The sequence below is a fragment of the Roseateles sp. DAIF2 genome (genome assembly GCF_015624425.1).
GTDB lineage: Bacteria > Pseudomonadota > Gammaproteobacteria > Burkholderiales > Burkholderiaceae_C > Kinneretia.
This window is the reverse complement of record NZ_CP049919.1, coordinates 1,263,688-1,281,651: the sequence shown is the minus strand read 5'-3', so window position 1 is coordinate 1,281,651 and position 17,964 is coordinate 1,263,688. Positions and strand designations below refer to the sequence as shown.

The window sequence follows — 17,964 nt, the reverse complement described above, 5'->3', positions numbered from 1 at the left end:
GGAAAAGCTCTCAGCGCAGACGGGGGTTGAGCGCGTCGCGCAGCCAGTCGCCCAGCAGGTTCACCGACAGCGCGATCAGCACCAGCATCACGCCGGGCCAGATCGTGATCCACCATTCGCCGGAGAACAGGAAGTCGTTGCCGACGCGGATCAGGGTGCCCAGCGAGGGGCTGGTCGGCGGTACGCCAACACCCAGGAAGGACAGGGTCGCCTCGGTGATGATCGCGGCCGCCACCTGGATCGTCGCCAGCACCAGCACCGGCCCCAGCACATTGGGCAGCACATGCTTGCGCATGATGCGCAGCGGGTTGACGCCGATCACGCGCGCGGCCTGCACATATTCCTTGTTGCGTTCCACCATCGTCGAGCCGCGCACCGTGCGCGCGTACTGCACCCAGCCGGTCAGCGCGATCGCGAAGATCAGCACCGCGAAGGCCAGGGTGTCATGCGCGTTCGGAAACATCGCCCGGCCGACACCGTCGATCAGCAGCGCGACCAGGATCGAGGGGAAGGACAGCATCACGTCGCAGATGCGCATGATGAAGGCATCGACCTTGCCGCCGACGAAGCCGGCCAGCAGGCCCAGGCCTACGCCGATCAGCATCGACAGCAGCACCGAGGCCAGGCCGACGAACAACGAGATGCGCGCACCATACATCAGCGCCGACAGGATGTCGCGTCCCTGGTCGTCGGTGCCGAGCAGGTACTTGGTCGAGCCCTCGTCGATCCAGGCCGGCGGCAGGCGCGCATCCATCAGCTCCAGCGAGGCCAGGTCGAAGGGGTTGTGCGGCGCGACGAATTCGGCGAACACCGCGCAGAAGACGCAGATGAAGGCGATCACCGCCGCAACGATCGCGGTCGGCGAATGGCGGAAGGAGAACCAGACATCGCCGTCGAAAAAGCGCTTGAGCGCGCCCGGCGCGGCGGCGGGGCTGGAAGGACTGCTGCTACTCATTGAACAGGAACTCCGGGGGAGGTGGATGCGGAGGAAGACGAAGGCAGCCCCTGCTCGACCAGCGCGGCGAACAGCGCGCCGCCCAGCGGCAGGATCTCGTCGTTGAAGTCGTAGCGCGGGTTGTGCAGGCCGCAGGCATTGCCGCTGCCGTCGACCGCGGCCTGGCCGATGCGCAGATAGGCGCCGGGCTTGGCCTGCAGCATGAAGGAAAAATCCTCCGAGCCCATGCTGGGCGGCAGGTCGGCCTGCACATTGGATGCGCCGACCAGCGAGGCCGCGACGCGCGCCGCGAAGGCCGCCTCGGGCGCGGTGTTGATCGTGGCCGGGTACAGGCGTTTGTAGTGCACCGTCGCATGGCCGCCGAAGCCCAGGGCCAGCGATTCGACCAGCGCGTTCAGGCGCTCCTCGATCAGCTGCTGCACCTCGGGCCGGAAGGTGCGCACGGTGCCGGTCAGACGCGCCTCGCGCGGGATCACGCTGAAGGCGCCGGGATCGCCGGCCTGCATCGCGCACAGGCTGATCACCGCCTGATCCATCGGCGCCACATTGCGCGACACCAGACTCTGCACCGCGGTGATCACATGGCCGGCCATCAGCACCGGATCGACCGCCAGCTGCGGATGGGCGCCATGGCCGCCGCGGCCCTGCAGCACGATCTCGATCTGATCAGCCGCGGCCATCATCGCGCCGGGATTCAGGCCGATGCGGCCGGCCGGCATCAGCGGCCAGTTGTGCATCGCGTAGACCGACTCGACCGGGAAGCGCTCGAACAGCCCGTCATTGATCATCTCGCGCGCGCCGGCATAGCCCTCCTCGCCGGGCTGGAAGATCAGCACCGCGGTGCCGTCGAACTGGCGCGTCTCGGCCAGATGGCGCGCCGCGGCCACCAGCATCGCGGTGTGGCCGTCATGGCCGCAGGCATGCATCAGGCCCGGCGTCGCCGAACGCCAGGGCACATCATTGTCCTCCTGCAGCGGCAGCGCATCCATGTCGGCGCGCAGGCCCAGCATGCGTCCGCCAGGGCCCGAGCGGCCATGGATCAGCGCGACGACGCCGGTGCGGCCGATGCCGGTGTGGATCTCGTCGACGCCGCAGACCCGCAACGCCTCGACGACGCGCGCCGCGGTGCGCGTTTCCTGGAAGCCCAGCTCGGGCATCGCATGCAGCTCGCGGCGCAGCGCGGTCAGCTCGCCGCGCAGCGCGAACAGCCGCTGATAGGCGCCGTTGTCGGTGAGCGCCACCATCTCAGTGGCCTCCGGCCTTGCCCTCGATGCGCAGGCGCGGATCAACCGCGAAATACAGCATGTCGACCAGCAGGTTGATCGTGACGAAGATGAAGGAGATCAGGCACAGATAGGCGGCCATCACCGGGATGTCGGCGAACTGCACCGCCTGGATGAAAAGCAGGCCCATGCCCGGCCACTGGAACACGGTCTCGGTGATGATCGCGAAGGCGATCAGCGAGCCGAGCTGCAGGCCGGTGATCGTGATCACCGGCACCAGGGTGTTCTTCAGCGCGTGGCCGAAATACACGGCGCGGTTGGAGAGGCCGCGGGCGCGGGCGAACTTGATGTAGTCGGTGCGCAGCACCTCCAGCATCTCGGCGCGCACCAGGCGCATGATCAGGGTCAGCTGGAACACCGACAAGGTGATCGCCGGCAGCAGCAGATGCTTGAGCCCGTCCCAGGTTAAGAGGCCGGTGGTCCATGTGCCGAAGGCGATCACCTCGCCGCGGCCGAAGCTGGGCAGCCATTTCAGGTTCACCGCAAAGATCAGGATCAGCAGGATGCCGATCAGGAAGGTCGGCAGCGACACGCCCAGCAGCGACAAGGTCATCAGCAGCTGTGAGGCGAAGCGCCCGCGCCGCAGCGCGGCGTAGACGCCCAGCGGTATGCCCACCACGAGCGCGATCACGCCGGCCGCCATCGCCAGCTCCAGCGTGGCGGGGAAGCGCTCGACGATCAGGGTCGAGACCTTGCGGCCCTGGCGCAGGCTGAGGCCGAACTCGCCCTGCACCGCATTGCCGATGAACTTGGCGAACTGAACCGGGAAGGGATCGTCCAGGCCCAGGTCCTTGCGCAGCTGGTCGCGTTGTTCGGGCGTCGCGTCTTGGCCCAGCAGGTTGGTGACCGGGTCGCCGACATACTGGAACAGCATGAAGGCGATGAAGGCCACGGTCAGCATCACGACGATGGCCTGAGCGAGGCGTCTGAGAATGAAAACTAGCATGTCTTGTCGGTCAGCGATTGGAAACGTGGGCCACCATTACCACGCTCGTCGCATGCATGATCCGGGCCACCTGCCATGCCTGATGCCACCGCCGTCACGCAACGCGCGCCAAGCGTGGCAGCTGGTCAATACAGCAAGGCAGCCCCTCAGCGCATGCACATACATCGACCGGGCACCAAGGCAGTGCACCGGCCGGCTGGGCGCCATCATGGAGAAGTCTGGTAACAGCGGCAAACGGGAAAGCCCTAGGACGCCGATGCGGGTTTGTTGCCCTGTGGTAATTGCAGGCTGCCGGGCAGCAGGCTGGCGTCGGGTGCGCGGAAGACCAGGTCGCCGTAGCAGGCGGTCTTGCGGCTGCGGGTGTTGTCGGCATCGGTCATGAAGGCCGCACCGACCAGCGCGCCGGGCGGCTCGCCGAAGGCGCGCCGGTAGTCGGCCACCACATCGCGCCGGAAATCGAGCCAGCGCCCCTGCTGCCCATCGCCGGAGCCGACGACGATCTTGCGCACGCGGTCGCTGTGCACGCTGACCACCATGCTGCCGGGCTCGGCATGGCTGTCCCAGACATACATCAGGGTGGCGTAGGGCGGCGCCTCACCGGTCAGCGTTTCCATCATCTCGAACAGCGCGCGGTTGCGCAGCGACAGGCGCTGCCGGTCGCCATCAAAGGCCAGCACCAGACGCGCCGGCGCATCGTCACGGTCCGACTGGGTCACGGTCGCGCGCGGCTCGGCGCGCATCAGCCACCAGGAGAACTCGACCTGGGCCAGCGACTCCGGCGCCAGCTGCAGGCGGCGCCGCCACAGGCTTGCCGACTGCTCGGCCCGCGCCAGCACGCAGGAACGCCCGCCCTGCGCGCTGAGGCTGTAGGCCGTCGCGCGCTTGCCCGGCAGGGTCTGGTCGGACCAGCCCGGCAGATCGATCTGCTGCGCCGCACCCGTATCGGCCGGCGGCGGCGCCTGGTGGGCGCAACCTGCGACCAGCAAGGCCGTCACGGCCACGACATGCCATGGCCTTGCACCTGATGCATCAACCCCGCATCGCTGCTGCTGCCACCATTCCACGCAAATCCTCCGATCGTTCCATGCGCCGCCTGCTCAGCACAAAAAGACAAGGGCCGCACGCGGCGGCCCTTGCTTGCTTCGCTCTCAACGTCAGGCGGATTGTGGCAGCACGGTCGCCGCCATCCGCCCGGCCGGATCAGAAACGGTGACGGATGCCCATCGCCAGATTGTTGGAGTCCACGCCCGGCGCGCGGGTGAAGCCGCCGAGGAAGCCGGCCTGACCCGGCGCGGCCTGACCGCCCGCCTTGTTGTCGAAATGGGTCGCGACAAAGTTCAGGTCGGTGCGCTTGGACAGCGCATAGGTGTAGACCACGCCGTAGGAATCGGTATCCCCGTTGAAGCGGGTCTTGTCGTTCAGACGGTTGAAGGCGGTGTAGACCGTGTGCGGGCCGAAGGTGGCGCGGTAGCCGATGCTGAAAGCGGCCGCATCCTGAACGAAGGCCGACTTGTAGTCATTGACCAGGTTGTTCACATTGATCTGGCTGGCCATGAAGGCGCCTTGACCGCCCGGAACTCGGGCATTGATCGCCGCCGCGATTGCTCCCGACGTGATCCCGCCCTGCAGTGCCCCGCGCAAATTGCCCAGCAGACGCGAGATGCCGGCAGGATTGGGATTGGAGATGTCGTTGTAGAGGAAGCTCAGGGTGCCCGGGCCGATCTTGGCCGAGGCGCCCAGCGTGATGGTGCGCAGCGAACGTTCACCCAGTTCGTTCTGCTTGGTATTGATGCCGACACCGACACCATAAGCGTCGGTCTTGTACATCGCCATCGCGCCATAAAAGCGCCCCTGGGAGGTCGAGCCCTCGCCGGCGGCCGCCATCAGGCTGGCGCTAAGCCCGCCTTGCTGGATACGGTATTGCAGCGCGTTGTCCTGACGGATGTCGATCACGGCCGGTACGGCGGCCACCTGGCCCGCAGCCAGGCTGGACTGGGTACCCATCGTGTCGAAAGCCGCGTTCAGCTCATAAGCCGGGGTGTACTGACGACCGGCCAGGATGCCACCGAACGGCGTCACCAGGCCCACATAGGCCTGACGATCCCAGAAGCGGGTATTGCCGATGTTGACGCCAAAGGACCCCGCCGACAGGGCGGCGCCGAGTTGGTCCGTGGCCGACTGCAAAACGCCACCAAGAACAGCACTGGCAGTACCGATCAGCGCCTGCTGCGTCGGCCCGGCCGGCGCCGTGAATGCGGTCGGCGTGAAGATCGCCGACTGTTTGCCCCAGCGATCCGGCAGGAAGGTCCCGCCCGACACGGGCAGGTTGCTGTTGCTGCCAGTATCCAGTTCCAGCCGGTTTTCCATCAGGAACAGCGCACGATAGCCACCACCCAAGTCTTCATTGCCTCGCAGGCCGAAACGCGAGCCGTCCATGATGCCGCTGACCACCTGTTTGCGTGTGCCGCCCGCAATGCCCGTGGTGTAGCTGACGCCTCCATCCAGGATGCCGTAGATGTTGACGCTGGACTGCGCCCAGCCGACGGGGCTCACGGCAGCCAGAGCGAGAATCAGGGCAGTCTTCTTCATCATCAGCTTGTCTCCTTCGGTTCGCCTTGTAATCGCACAATTGTCGATCTAGGGACTAGACAGCGGATTGCTTTGTTGCCCTCGACCCACAGGCACTAACCCTGTCGCGCCAGCGACAGTGAGCTCGTCACTTGACCAAGCTAACTCAGACAAAGAAAAAACCGCCCCGGAGGGCGGCTTCGCAAGGCCTGCCCCGCAAAACGGGGCAGCAGCTTCCTTCTTTGTTATTAGAAGGTGTGGCGGATACCGACTTCGACGCCGCCGTTGTCAAAGCCAGACTTAATGCCAGCAATCCAAGGATCGGTGCCAGCCACGCGGGCGCTGGAACCGGGCTTGTTATCCACACGAGCCACGGTACCGTACAGCGCCGTACGCTTGGACAGGTCGTGGATGTAGCCAACCGCGATCTGCGAGGTGTTCGTAGCCTTGGTGTAAGAGGCTCGCACGGTACCGCTGCCCAGCGGGGCGCTGGCGCCGATCAGGCCAATCTTCTGCTTGGCAGAGCCGAACTTGTTCTGCGAGTAGAAGCCCATCAGCTTAACCACGCCGAGATCGTAAGAGCCGGAGAAGGTCGTACGCTTGTAGTCGATGTTCGAGGTGTCGGGATCATTGCTCGAAAACGCGCCACTGACGTTGAACGGGCCCTGAGCGTAACCCACACGCACGCCGATGTACTTGTTGTTCGGATCCGGAAGGGTCTGACCTTCACCAGCAGCCACTTCGACCGAGCCGTAGAAGCCACCCAGATTGGAAGGCAGGAAGTAGCCAACGATGTTGTCGGCACGGGTCGAGCCCGAGATATTGCCGTTGATCGGGTGCGCTTCCTTGGCGAAGAACTTGTTCACGTCACCAACGCCATTGGTACCGAACGGATCGAAGTCAGCGAAAGCCGTGAACTGGTTGGTCAGATAGCGACCCAGGCGCACCTCACCGAAATCACCCATCAGGCTGACCGAAGCACGACGATGCCAGAAACGCTTGCCGTTGGGCGTGCCGCTATCCGGGTTGATTGCCGACTCCAGCCAGAAACCAGCCTTCAGCCCACCGCCCAGATCCTCGACGCCACGCAGACCCCAACGGCTGCTATAGATACCGTCGGAACCCATCGACTTCGTGGTCTGGCCGCCACCCTTGTTGTAGCGCACGTTCAGGTCAACACCGCCGAACAGCGTCACCGAGGACTGTGCTGCCGCAGCGCCCACCATCGAGCCCAGCACGGCCAGCGCAATCAGGGATTTCTTCATTCGATTCTCCTTGGTTGAGTAAGAGGCCCCGATCCGGGAAGCCCTTTTGACGGGGCCGATCAGGCCAACCTCCTGAGCGGAAGTTGCCGTATTGCACCAGAGCAAACCCGCTGTGACCAGATAGAAACGCGCAAAAAGCCTGGGCTTCGTTGTCCAGGCGCAACGTGAAACAGGACTCGAAAAACTGTCATCGAAAACCCTCATATTCAATCCCGCCAGACTGATTTGGCGGGTCGCGGGCGAGCGGACTAAACTGCCGCCCCGATGAGCTCCGCGACCCCGCCCTCGACCCGTCTCTCTCCGCCCGACCGGCTGCTCGCCAGTCTGGATCATGGTCTGCGCACGATGTTCGGCCACCATGGCCGCAGCCGCGCGACGCCGCGGGCCACCGAGGCAACACCGGCACTCGCCCGCGAGGAACAGCAGCTATCCGGCGCCCTGATGCGGGTCAACCATGTCGGCGAGATCTGCGCCCAGGCGCTGTACCAGTCGCAGGCCCTGGTCTGCCGTGATGCCGGGCTGCGCGAACATTTCCTGCACGCGGCCCGGGAAGAAGAAGACCATCTGGCCTGGACGCGCGAGCGGCTGGACCAGCTGAACAGCCATGTCAGCCGCCTGAGCCCGCTGTGGTGGGGTGGCGCGTTCGCCTTCGGCACCCTGGCCGGGCTGGCCGGCGACAAGCTGAGCCTGGGCTTCGTGGTCGAAACCGAGCGCCAGGTCGAGGAGCATCTGGCCGGCCATCTGGATCGCCTGCCGGCCGAAGACCACGCCTCACGCGCCATCGTCGCCCAGATGAAGGAGGACGAGGCCCGCCATGCCGACGAGGCGCTGGCCGCCGGCGCACAGGAACTGCCCGCGCCCATCAAGGGCCTGATGCGCCTCGCGGCCAAGGTGATGACCGTCACCGCGCACCGGATCTGACCCGGCGCGCTTCGCGCCGATTCAAACTTCGACGATCTCCACCGAGGTCGTGATCGCCGCGGTCTTGGCCAGCATGATGCTGGCCGAGCAGTACTTCTCATGCGACAGCGCTACCGCGCGCGCCACCGCATCCGCGTTCAGGCCCTTGCCGGTGACGACGAAGTGCATGTGGATGCTGGTGAACACCTTGGGGTCGACTTCGGCCCGCTCGGCCTTGAGCTTGACCTGGCAGCCGCGCACATCGTGACGGCCGCGCTTGAGGATCAGCACCACGTCATAGGCGGTGCAGCCGCCGGTGCCGGCCAGCACGGCTTCCATCGGCCGAGGCGCCAGGTCGCGGCCGCCGCCGGCCGGCGCGCCGTCCATCGTCAGCAGGTGGCCGCTGCCGGTCTCGGCCACGAAGGCCATGCCATCCACGCCCATCCAATTGATCGTGCATTCCATCTGGGATCGTCCTTCCAACTTGTCGCGAAAACCACCCATCATCGCCGCAATGGCGCGGCCGTGAATTCCTGCACCGCGCCCGGAAAAACATATTGCAGCGCAACATGAGTTGCCGGTAGAATTCCAGACAAGCAGATGGAAACAAGCCGCAAACGTATGCGGTTGAATGCAGATCGCGGTTTTTACCAAAGTGATGCATTAGTTTTTCGCGATGCACCGTTCTGGAGAAAAAAGTATTTCAGCAGAACGGCTTCGCGCCAAAACGGGTTCCCGTTGCACCGTTTGTCTCCTCCACCGCCTCCATGGTGGATTCAGCCCGAGCCCGCAAGGACTCGGGCTTTTTTTCGTCCCGCGCTTCCCCCGCCGCCTTTTGGCCGTTTGTGCACCGCCCCGGTGAACCGGGCCGCCGCCGCCCCTCGCTTATCATGCTGCGCCGCAACAGCCACAGCATCGGAGGACATTCATGGCCGGCCCCGCCCCCTCGCGCCGCACCCCCAACAGGACCCGTTCGAGCAGCCAGCAACCGGCGCTGATTCCCAGCGACAACAGCTATCTGCAGCGCATCCTGAACGCCAAGGTGTATGAGGTGGCGATTGAAACCCCGCTGGACGCCGCCAAGAACCTGTCCAAGCGCCTGGCCAACAAGGTCTTCCTGAAGCGCGAGGACCAGCAGCCCGTGTTCAGCTTCAAGCTGCGTGGCGCCTACAACAAGATGGCGCATCTGTCGCCCGAGGCTCGTGCCAAGGGCGTGATCTGCGCCTCGGCCGGCAACCATGCCCAGGGCGTCGCGCTCTCGGCAAAGAAGCTAGGCTGCCGCGCGGTGATCGTGATGCCCGTCACCACCCCCAAGGTCAAGATCGACGCGGTCCAGGCCCTGGGCGGCGAGGTCGTGCTGCATGGCGACAGCTTCACCGACGCCTATGGCCGCGCGATCGAGCTGGAGCGCGAGCAGGGCCTGACCTTCGTCCATCCCTTCGACGATCCGGACGTGATCGCCGGCCAGGGCACGATCGCGCTGGAGATCCTGCGCCAGCATCCCGGCCCGATCGACGCGATCTTCGTCGCGATCGGCGGCGGCGGCCTGATCTCCGGCGTCGCCGCCTACATCAAGGCGGTGCGCCCCGAGATCAAGATCATCGGCGTGCAGACCAAGGACTCGGACGCGATGGCGCGCTCGGTCAAGGCCGGCAAGCGCGTGCAGCTAGCCGACGTGGGCCTGTTCTCCGACGGCACCGCGGTCAAGCTGGTCGGCGAGGAAACCTTCCGCATCACCCGGGCCCTGGTCGACGACTTCGTGATCGTCGACACCGACGCCGTCTGCGCCGCGATCAAGGATGTGTTCGAGGACACCCGCAGCATCCTGGAGCCGGCCGGCGGCCTGGGCGTTGCGGCGATCAAGCAGTACGTCGCCAAGACCGGCGCCAAGGGCCAGACCCTGGTCGCGATCACCTGCGGCGCCAACATGAACTTCGACCGCCTGCGCTTCGTCGCTGAGCGCGCCGAGGTCGGCGAGCAGCGCGAGGCCCTGTTCGCGGTCACCATCCCCGAGGAGCGCGGCAGCTTCCGGCGCTTCTGCGAGCTGCTCGGCCCGCGCAGCGTCACCGAGTTCAACTACCGCATCGCCGACGCCGAGTCGGCCCATATCTTCGTCGGCGTCTCGATCCACAAGCGCGACGAGGCCGAGCGCCTGGCCAAGCAGTTCATCAGGCATGGCTTCCCGACCGAGGACCTGACCGACAACGAGCTGGCCAAGCAGCACCTGCGCCACATGGTCGGCGGCCGCGGCGAGCTGGCAAAGAACGAGCGCCTGTACAGCTTCACCTTCCCCGAGCGCCCGGGCGCGCTGATGCGCTTCCTCTCCAGCATGCATCCGGACTGGAACATCAGCCTGTTCCACTACCGCAACCAGGGCGCCGACTACGGCCGCATCCTGGTCGGCATCCAGGTGCCGCGCGGCGACAGCGGCGCGCTGCGCGAGTTCCTCGATTCGCTGCACTACCCCTACCAGGACGAAAGCCAGAACCCGGTCTACAAGCTGTTCCTGCGCTAGGCGACGGGCAGCGCCCCGGCTAGGGGCGCTGCGGATGGCCGGCCACGCCGCCCGGCCGCAGAATCAAGCCTGCCATGCCCATCCACCAGTCGCTGATCTCGCCGACCGCCAACCCCGAGCTGGAGAGGTCGCTGCGCGAGCGCATCGACCGCCGCGCCGCGGTGGCCGGCGGCATGGGCGAGCTGGAGCCGCTGGCGGTGCGCCTGGGCCTGGTGCAGAACACCCTGACCCCGCGCTTCAACGCCCCGGCCCTGGCCCTGTTCGCGGCCGACCATGGCATCGCGGTCGACGGCATCGGCCTGCTGCATGGCCGCAGCACCCGCGAGCAGGCCCTGCTCGCGCTGCAGCAGCGCATCCCGGCGGCGGTGTTCGCGCGCCAGCAGGGGCTGGGCTTTCATGTGGTCGACTGCGGCATCGCCGAGCCGCTGCAGCCGCATGCCCGGCTGCTGGCGCGCAAGATCGCACATGGCACACGCAACGCCCGCACCGGCGCGGCGATGAGCATGGAGCAGGCCCATGCCGGCCTGCGCGTCGGCATGGAGATCGCCGACCATCTGCCCGGCAACGCGCTGGCCTTCGCCGGCCTCGGCCAGGGCTCGCAGGAAAGCGCCGCGCTGCTGCTGGCAGCGCTGGTCGGCAGCCCGCTGCGCGACTTCATCGTCGCCGGCCCCGACATGCGCCAGGATCACCTGTCCCATCTGCTGCTGATCCTGCAGGGCGCGCAGGCGCGGCACCGCGAGCTCAGCGAACCGCTGGAGGTGCTGGCCGCGCTGGGCGGATTCGAAATCGCGGTGATGACCGGCGCGATGCTGGTCGCGGCCAGCAAGCGCCAGCTGATCATCATCGACGGCATGGCCGCCTGCGCCGCGCTGAAGATCGCCGCGCTGATCGCCGCACCGGTGACCGACTATGCGGTGTTCTGCCGCAGCCATGGGCATCGCGGGCTCGATGAAGCGCTGGCCATCTTCCATGCCTCGGCCCTGCTGGAGCTGGGCATGGAAAGCGGCGACGGCACCGGCGCCGCGCTGGCCTGGCCACTGATCCGCAGCGCCGCGGCCCTGCTCAGCGAGCTGCACGAAGTCAGAGACAAGCCGGGCGACTCGCGCCCCTTGCCGCTGCTGGATCAGGCGGTCAGCGGCCCGATCAACAATTTATGACAATTGATTCAGCGCGCGGCCCCGCCGCGGATCGGCAGATCCGATGGCGGCGGCTGATGTTGCTGTTGCTGCTGCAGATCCGGCGCGGTGCCACCGGGGCCGCCGCTCACCAGCCCCGGCAGCGGTGCATTCGGTGAGGGTTGCGGCGGCGGCGCCATCATCGGCTGCCCCGGCACCGGCGTGCTCTGCGCGACCGGCAGGGAACCGGTCGCGGCGGGCACCGGCGGCGCCAGATTCAGCCGCAGGCTGACCACGCCCTGGCTGCCCAGCGCGGCCGAGCGAGCATCCAGCGCCAGCAACCGCAGCTCGCCATCCACCAGGCCGCCCACGCGCACCGGCCGCGGCGGCGCGCCATCGACCGAGATCACAGCGACGCCCTCGCCGGCATGCTGCGGCTGGCCCGCCTGCTTGGGCGCGACCAAGCCCACCAGGCGCAAGCGCCCCTCATTGGCCGCCTGCGGCTCGGGCACCGCGGCCTGCGCCTGCGCTGCGCCGAGCAGGCGCGCGAGGTCGGCGCGCGGGCCGGTCGCGTCGGCCGCGGGCACGGCCTGCGGCGGCACCGGCAAGGGCCGAACTACCAGCTTCATGAGCCAGAAAACGCTGACACAGGCCAACAAGGCCCAGACCACAAAGGCCAACAATCGAGCACGCATGAGCCGATTATGATTCAGCCGATCCGATCAACCCGGCTGGGCCGCATGCAAGCAAACCCTCTATCCCGTCTCCGCCGCACGCGCGGCTTCACCCTGATCGAACTGCTGGTCGTGCTGGTCATCATCGGCGTGCTGGCGGCGCTGGTGGTGCCCAATGTGCTGGACCGCGCCGACGACGCGCGCGTCACCGCGGCGCGCACCGACGTCAACAACCTGATGCAGGCGCTCAAGCTCTACAAGCTCGACAACCAGCGCTTTCCCACCGGCGAGCAAGGCCTGGAGGCGCTGGTGCGCAAGCCCAGCTCCGGCCCGGCCCCGGGCAACTGGAAGCCCTATGTCGAAAAGCTGCCCAACGACCCCTGGGGCCGCCCCTATCAATATGCCAATCCCGGCGTGAAGGGCGAGATCGACGTCTACAGCTTCGGCGCCGACGGCCGCGCCGGTGGCGAGGGCAAGGACGCCGATATCGGCTCTTGGCAGTAGCAAGGTGCCCCTCGCCTGCGGGTACGCAGTCGGTCCCCCGCGGGGACCGCAACCAGGCCGGGGCCTGCCCCGCCCCGGTTGCGCCCTGCCGTTCTTGGGGCGGCCCGGCGAACGGCAGCACAGCGCCGCCCGCCCTGCGCGTGGCTTCACGCTGATCGAGCTGCTGGTGGTCGTCGCGCTGATCGCGATCGCCACCGCGACGATCAGCCTGAGCCTGCGCGATCCGGCCGCGGCCCAGCTGGAGCGCGAGGCGGAGCGCCTGGCCGCGCTGTTCGAGAACGCCCGCGCCGAGGCGCGCGCCGCCGGCCTGAGCGTCTTCTGGCGGCCGGTGCAGGATGCCCATGGCGCGCAGTTCCGCTTCGAGGGCCTGCCGGCGCGCATGCGCATGCCGACCCGCTGGCTGGGTGAGCCGGTGGCGGTGCAGATCGCCGGCGGCAACAGCGTGCGCCTGGGCCCGGAGCCGCTGATCGGCGCGCAGCGCGTGCGCCTGAGCCTGGGCCAGCAACACCTGACCCTCGCGACCGACGGGCTGGCGCCCTTCGAGACCGTCAGCGAGGCGCCGCCGCCATGAGGCCCGGCGGCCGCCCGGCGCGGGGCTTCACCCTGGTCGAGGTGCTGGTGGCGCTGGCCATCGTCGGCATCACCCTGGCGGCCGGGCTGAAGGCGGCCGGCGCGCTGACTGACAACGCCGAGCGCCTGGCCCAGGTCAGCGCGGCGCAATGGTGCGCCGAGAACCAGCTGACCGAGTTGCGCCTGACCCGCCAGTTCCCCGGCGTCGGCGACCAGGACTTCGGCTGCAGCCAGCTCGGCCGCGAGTACCGCGGCAAGCTGCTGGTTCGACCCACGCCGAACCCGAACTTCCGCCGCATCGACGCGCAGATCGGCAGCGCCGACGGCGTGCCGCTCCTGACCCTGTCCACCATCATGGGCCGCTACTGATGATGGCGATCCGCAGATCCCGCGGTTTGTCGAACCGGAGTACCGGTTTCACCCTGGTCGAGGTGCTGGTGGCCCTGGTCATCATGGCCGCGATCGCGGTGATGGCCTGGCGCGGCATCGACGGCATGCTGCGCAGCCGCGAGATCAGCCAGGCCAGCCTGCAGCGCAGCGAGCGGCTGCAGACGGTGCTGGTGCAATGGGAGCAGGACCTGCGCATGCTGCAGGACAGCGAGCTGAACACTGTGCCGCCGTTGACCTTCGACGGCTCCACGCTGCGCATCCTGCGCCGCCAGGCCGAGGGCCTGCAGCTAGTCGCCTGGACCCTGCGCGAAGGCAGGCTGTACCGCTGGGAAAGCGCGGCGCTGACGACCCAGCAGGCCCTGATCGACGCGCTGACGCGCAGCCAGCAGGGGCTGGAACCGCAGACGCGCCAGCTGGTGGCGCTGGAAGGCCTGAGCGGCTGGCAGATGTTCTTCTACCGCGGCAACGCCTGGAGCAACGCGCAGTCCAGCGACGACGTGGCCCAGCCGAGCCCGCCGCCCGCCAATCCGCCCGGCCCGAACCCCAATCCGAACCCCAACCCCGACCAGGCCGGCCCGAACAGCAGCAAGCATGTGCTGCCCAGCGGCGTGCGCATGATCCTGCAGTTCGCGCCCGGCGGCGGCTTCGACGGCCCGCTGACGCGCCAGATCCTGCTGGGGCCGCAGACGTGAGGAGGCTCGCCCGCAAGGCCCAGGCCGGCACCGCGCTGCTGACCGCGATGCTGATCGTCGCGCTGGTGGCCAGCCTGGCCGCGGCGATGGTCTGGCGCCAGTACCGCGCGGTGGAGATCGAGGCGGCCGACCGCGCGCGCGCGCAGTCGTCCTGGATCCTGCAGGGCGCGCTGGACTGGGCTCGCCTGATCCTGCGCGAGGATGCGCGCGCCAACCGCAACGAGCCGGTTGACCATCTGGGCGAGATCTGGGCCGTGCCGCTGGCCGAGGCGCGGCTCTCGACCTTCCTGGCGGCCGACCGCGAGAACGCCCAGGATGGCCCGGAGGCCTTCCTGGCCGGCGGCATCGCCGATGCCCAGGCCCAGTACAACCTGCGCAACCTGCTGCGCCCGGCCGATGCCGCGCTGGAGCAGCGCACCTTGGAGCGCCTGTGCGAAAACGCCGGCGTGCCGGCCGAGACCGCCGGCCGCCTGCTGACCCAGCTGCGCGCCGCCTTCGCCGAGCAGCCCGACATGGCCACCGCGCCGCTGCGCCCAAGGGAGCTGGACCAGCTGCGTTGGCTGGGCCTGTCGGCCGAGACCATCGAGCGGCTGCGCCCCTTCGTCACCCTGCTGCCGACCCCGACGCCGGTGAACCTGAACACCGCGCCGCGCGAGGTGATCGCCGCGCTGTTCGACGGCATGGACCTGGCCTCGGCCCAGCGCCTGGTGCAGGTGCGCAAGACCGCACCGTTCCGCAACCTGGAGGAGGCCAAGACCCAGCTGCCGCAGGCCGTCGTGCTCAGCGCGGAGCGCGCGTCCGTCGCCTCCAACTATTTCCATGTCAGCGGCCGCCTGCGCCTGGAGGAACGTGTGCTCGAGGAGCGCTCGCTGATCCGCCGGCGCGACCTGGAGATGCAGGTGCTGAGCCGCCAGCGCGTCAACCTGGTGCTGGAGGCTGCACGCTGAGGGGATCACCCGCTATCGGCGCGTCATGCCCTCCTCCTAGAATGTCCCACCGAACATGAGCACCCTCATCCTCCTTCTGCCCCAGCGCAGCCGCCTGCGTGCCCAGGGCCGCAACGCCCCGCCCGCCGACGCGCCCCGCGCCGAGGCGGGACGCGAGTACGACTTCGTGCTGAGCCTGGACGGCCGCCATGTCGAATCGCAGGGCCGCGCCGCGCCCGCGCTGCTGCCGCGCGCCGACACCGTCTTGGCCGTGCCGGCCGAGGCCGACATCGGCTGGCAACGCCTGACCCTCCCGCGCGCCGGCCGCGGCAAGCTGCGAGCCGCCCTGGGCGGCCTGCTGGAGGAGGCGCTGCTGGACGATACCGAGCAACTGCACTTCGCGGTCGAGCCCGAGATGCTGGGCGGCGAGCCGGCCTGGGTGGCGGTGACGCACCGGGGTTGGCTGCAGGAGCAGCTGGCCCAGCTGGAGGCGGCCCAGGTCTTCGTCGACCGCATCGTGCCGCTGTCCTGGCCGGACGAACACGCCCGCGGCCATTTCTTCGAGAGCCCCCAGGGCCTGCAGCTGCGCTGGAGCCATGCCGAGGGTGCCAGCACCCTGTGCCTGGCCGGCAGCCTGGCGCGCGATCTGTTCCCGCCCAGCCTGGTGCAGTCGGCGCAATGGAGCGGTGCACCCAATGTGATCCCGGCCGCCGAGCATTGGCTGGGCACCGCGGTGCCGCCGCTGACCGAGGGCGAGCGCGCGCTGCAGGCGCTGCAGAGCCCCTGGGACCTGCGCCAGTTCGAGCTGGCGCCGCGCACCCGCGGCATCCGTGCGCTGCGCGAGTTCTGGCAGGTGTTCCTGAGCCGGCGCTGGCAGCCGGTGCGCTGGGGCCTCACGGCCCTGATCGCGGTGCAGCTGCTGGGGCTGAACCTCTGGGCCTGGCAGCAGCACCGCCAGGTCGAGGAGCGTCGCGCCGCGCTGGAGGCCACCCTGCGCAGCGCCCATCCGCAGGTGCGCGCCATCCTCGATGCGCCGATCCAGATGCAGCGCGAGACCGAGCTGTTGCGCGCTCATGCCGGCCGCGCCGGCGAGCAGGATTTCGAGACCCTGCTATCGGCCGCCGCCACCGCCTGGCCACCGGAGCGCGGCCCGGTCGACGCGCTGAGCTTCGAGACCGGCCGCCTGCAGCTCTCCGCCACCGGCTGGACCGAGGCGCAGATACAGCAATTCCGCCACCAGCTGCAGAGCGAAGGCTGGCAGCTCGACGTCAGCGACGGCCGCATGGCCCTGAGCCGCGCCCGCACCCTATGAAACCTCGTTTCCTCGATGCCGACAGCCCGGCCGGCCAGCGCTGGATCGCCCTGCAGAACCATTGGCAGGCCCTCGGCGCGCGCGAGCGCGGCCTGCTGCAGCTGGCCGGCGCCGCGCTGGGCCTGCTGCTGCTGTGGAGCGTGGCGGTGCAGCCGGCGCTGCGCATCCTGCGCCAGACGCCGGCCCAGCTGACCCAGCTGGACGCGCAGCTGCAGACCATGCAGGCGCTGGCGCTGGAGACGCGCGAGCTGCGCGCCCAGCCGATGGTGCCGGCGAGCCAGGCCCGGCAGGCGCTGCAGGCGGCCAGCGAGCATCTGGGCACGAGCGCGCGCCTGAACGTCAGCGGCGACCGCGCGGTGCTGAGCCTGAACGGCGTCGGCAGCGAGGCCCTGCAGAGCTGGCTCGCCGAGGTGCGCGGCGCGGCGCGCGCGCGCCCGGTCGAGGCCAGCCTGCAGCGCGGGCCGCAGGGCTACTCCGGCACCATCGTGCTGGCCTTGGGAACCGCGCCATGAAGCCGATGAGCACCGGACCCAAGACCCATCATCACCATGGCAACCCCTCGCGGCGCTGGAGCATCGGCGGCGCATTGGCCGGCGCGCTGATCGCGCTGGTCGCCTTCGCACCGGCCAGTTGGCTGGCGCGCGGCCTGAACCAGGCCAGCGGCGGCCATCTGCTGCTGGCCGAGACCCGCGGCAGCGTCTGGAACGGCTCCGGCCTGCTGGTGCTGACCGGCGGCGCCGACAGCCGCGACGCCAGCGTGCTGCCCGGCCGCCTCGAATGGAAGGTCGGCCTGCAGGGCCTGGGCCTGCTGTTCAGCGCGCGCCAGGCCTGCTGCCTGAACGGCGAGCTGCAGCTGCTGCTGAAGCCGGGCCTGGGCCGCTTCGAGCTGAGCGCGCCCAACCCCTCCGGCGGCGACTGGCAGGCGCGCTTCCCGGCCGCCTGGCTGGGCGGCCTCGGCACGCCCTGGAACACCCTGCAGCTCGGCGGCGGCATGCGCCTGGCGACGCGCGAGTTCGCGCTCGAATGGGCGCAGGGCCGCTGGGTGCAGCGCGGCCAGCTGGATCTGGACTTCGTCAACCTGTCCTCGCGCATCGCCACCGTGGCGCCGCTGGGCAGCTACCGCTTCAGCATCGCGGCCGATCCCGGCGCGGCCGGCGTCTCGACCCTGCGCCTGAGCACCCTGGACGGCGCCCTGCTGCTGAACGGCCAGGGCAGCCTGAGCAACGGCCGCGCGCGCTTCGAGGGCGAGGCCCAGGCGGCGCCGGAGCGCGAAGCCGCGCTGAACAATCTCCTGAACATCATCGGACGCCGCCAGGGCGCGCGCTCCGTCATTTCGATCGGATAAGAGC

The 17,964-nt window shown here is 68.7% G+C and carries 19 protein-coding genes; 11 read left to right on the top strand and 8 right to left on the bottom strand.

The window, feature by feature from the left end; translation table 11 throughout:
- Window positions 1-10: 10 nt before the first annotated feature.
- The 6 genes from G8A07_RS06000 to G8A07_RS05975 all read right to left on the bottom strand — a co-directional run bounded on the left by G8A07_RS06000 (window position 11) and on the right by G8A07_RS05975 (window position 7,017).
- Window positions 11-955, bottom strand: a complete 945-nt coding sequence (locus G8A07_RS06000; protein WP_195796170.1) for an ABC transporter permease — start codon at window positions 953-955, stop codon at window positions 11-13.
- The gene (locus G8A07_RS05995) at window positions 952-2,199 is read right to left on the bottom strand and encodes a M20 aminoacylase family protein (RefSeq protein WP_195796169.1); all 1,248 of its coding nucleotides are present in this window, start codon (window positions 2,197-2,199) and stop codon (window positions 952-954) included. The genes G8A07_RS06000 and G8A07_RS05995 overlap by 4 nt, the downstream gene beginning before the upstream one ends.
- 1 nt (window position 2,200) lies before the next feature.
- A complete protein-coding gene (locus G8A07_RS05990; RefSeq protein WP_195796168.1) occupies window positions 2,201-3,184 on the bottom strand; it encodes an ABC transporter permease in 984 nt (327 codons plus the stop codon).
- Between the two features lie 245 nt (window positions 3,185-3,429).
- Complete coding sequence (locus G8A07_RS05985; protein WP_195796167.1) at window positions 3,430-4,179, bottom strand: DUF3047 domain-containing protein; 750 nt, start codon at window positions 4,177-4,179, stop codon at window positions 3,430-3,432.
- Window positions 4,180-4,384: 205 nt separating this feature from the next.
- Complete coding sequence (locus G8A07_RS05980; RefSeq protein WP_249937242.1) at window positions 4,385-5,776, bottom strand: porin; 1,392 nt, start codon at window positions 5,774-5,776, stop codon at window positions 4,385-4,387.
- Window positions 5,777-6,000: 224 nt separating this feature from the next.
- A complete protein-coding gene (locus G8A07_RS05975; protein ID WP_195796166.1) occupies window positions 6,001-7,017 on the bottom strand; it encodes a porin in 1,017 nt (338 codons plus the stop codon).
- A gap of 264 nt (window positions 7,018-7,281) precedes the next feature.
- Between G8A07_RS05975 and coq7 the strand changes: the two genes are divergently transcribed.
- Window positions 7,282-7,938: a 2-polyprenyl-3-methyl-6-methoxy-1,4-benzoquinone monooxygenase gene (gene coq7, locus G8A07_RS05970; RefSeq protein WP_195796165.1), complete on the top strand. Its 657-nt coding sequence runs from the start codon at window positions 7,282-7,284 to the stop codon at window positions 7,936-7,938.
- Window positions 7,939-7,959: 21 nt separating this feature from the next.
- Here the strand turns inward: coq7 and G8A07_RS05965 are convergent, their stop codons facing one another.
- Complete coding sequence (locus G8A07_RS05965) at window positions 7,960-8,382, bottom strand: OsmC family protein (protein ID WP_195796164.1); 423 nt, start codon at window positions 8,380-8,382, stop codon at window positions 7,960-7,962.
- Between the two features lie 463 nt (window positions 8,383-8,845).
- Here G8A07_RS05965 and ilvA point away from each other — a divergent pair, with 463 nt between their 5' ends.
- On the top strand, window positions 8,846-10,432 hold the full coding sequence (gene ilvA / locus G8A07_RS05960; protein ID WP_195796163.1) for a threonine ammonia-lyase, biosynthetic: 1,587 nt from the start codon (window positions 8,846-8,848) through the stop codon (window positions 10,430-10,432).
- Window positions 10,433-10,506: 74 nt separating this feature from the next.
- On the top strand, window positions 10,507-11,589 hold the full coding sequence (locus G8A07_RS05955) for a nicotinate-nucleotide--dimethylbenzimidazole phosphoribosyltransferase (protein WP_195796162.1): 1,083 nt from the start codon (window positions 10,507-10,509) through the stop codon (window positions 11,587-11,589).
- Window positions 11,590-11,597: 8 nt separating this feature from the next.
- Here the strand turns inward: G8A07_RS05955 and G8A07_RS05950 are convergent, their stop codons facing one another.
- Window positions 11,598-12,176 carry a hypothetical protein gene (locus G8A07_RS05950; protein WP_195796161.1) on the bottom strand — a complete coding sequence of 193 codons (579 nt, stop codon included), beginning with the start codon at window positions 12,174-12,176 and terminating at the stop codon, window positions 11,598-11,600.
- Between the two features lie 111 nt (window positions 12,177-12,287).
- Between G8A07_RS05950 and gspG the strand changes: the two genes are divergently transcribed.
- The 8 genes from gspG to gspN all read left to right on the top strand — a co-directional run bounded on the left by gspG (window position 12,288) and on the right by gspN (window position 17,960).
- Window positions 12,288-12,725 carry a type II secretion system major pseudopilin GspG gene (gene gspG / locus G8A07_RS05945; protein ID WP_195796160.1) on the top strand — a complete coding sequence of 146 codons (438 nt, stop codon included), beginning with the start codon at window positions 12,288-12,290 and terminating at the stop codon, window positions 12,723-12,725.
- Window positions 12,726-12,819: 94 nt separating this feature from the next.
- Window positions 12,820-13,296, top strand: a complete 477-nt coding sequence (locus tag G8A07_RS05940) for a prepilin-type N-terminal cleavage/methylation domain-containing protein (RefSeq protein WP_195796159.1) — start codon at window positions 12,820-12,822, stop codon at window positions 13,294-13,296.
- Window positions 13,293-13,664 (top strand): type II secretion system minor pseudopilin GspI, encoded by a 372-nt coding sequence (gspI, locus tag G8A07_RS05935; RefSeq protein WP_195796158.1) that lies wholly within the window; start codon window positions 13,293-13,295, stop codon window positions 13,662-13,664. Before G8A07_RS05940 ends, gspI begins: the two co-directional genes overlap by 4 nt.
- Window positions 13,665-13,690: 26 nt before the next feature.
- Entirely contained in the window at window positions 13,691-14,377 is a 687-nt protein-coding gene (locus G8A07_RS05930; RefSeq protein WP_249937241.1) for a prepilin-type N-terminal cleavage/methylation domain-containing protein, read from the top strand.
- Window positions 14,374-15,324 carry a type II secretion system minor pseudopilin GspK gene (gene gspK, locus G8A07_RS05925; RefSeq protein ID WP_249937240.1) on the top strand — a complete coding sequence of 317 codons (951 nt, stop codon included), beginning with the start codon at window positions 14,374-14,376 and terminating at the stop codon, window positions 15,322-15,324. Before G8A07_RS05930 ends, gspK begins: the two co-directional genes overlap by 4 nt.
- Before the next feature lie 55 nt (window positions 15,325-15,379).
- On the top strand, window positions 15,380-16,615 hold the full coding sequence (gene gspL, locus G8A07_RS05920) for a type II secretion system protein GspL (RefSeq protein ID WP_195796157.1): 1,236 nt from the start codon (window positions 15,380-15,382) through the stop codon (window positions 16,613-16,615).
- Entirely contained in the window at window positions 16,612-17,127 is a 516-nt protein-coding gene (gene gspM, locus G8A07_RS05915) for a type II secretion system protein GspM (protein ID WP_195796156.1), read from the top strand. Before gspL ends, gspM begins: the two co-directional genes overlap by 4 nt.
- A gap of 5 nt (window positions 17,128-17,132) precedes the next feature.
- The gene (gene gspN, locus G8A07_RS05910) at window positions 17,133-17,960 is read left to right on the top strand and encodes a type II secretion system protein N (RefSeq protein WP_195796155.1); all 828 of its coding nucleotides are present in this window, start codon (window positions 17,133-17,135) and stop codon (window positions 17,958-17,960) included.
- The last annotated feature ends 4 nt before the right edge of the window (window positions 17,961-17,964 follow it).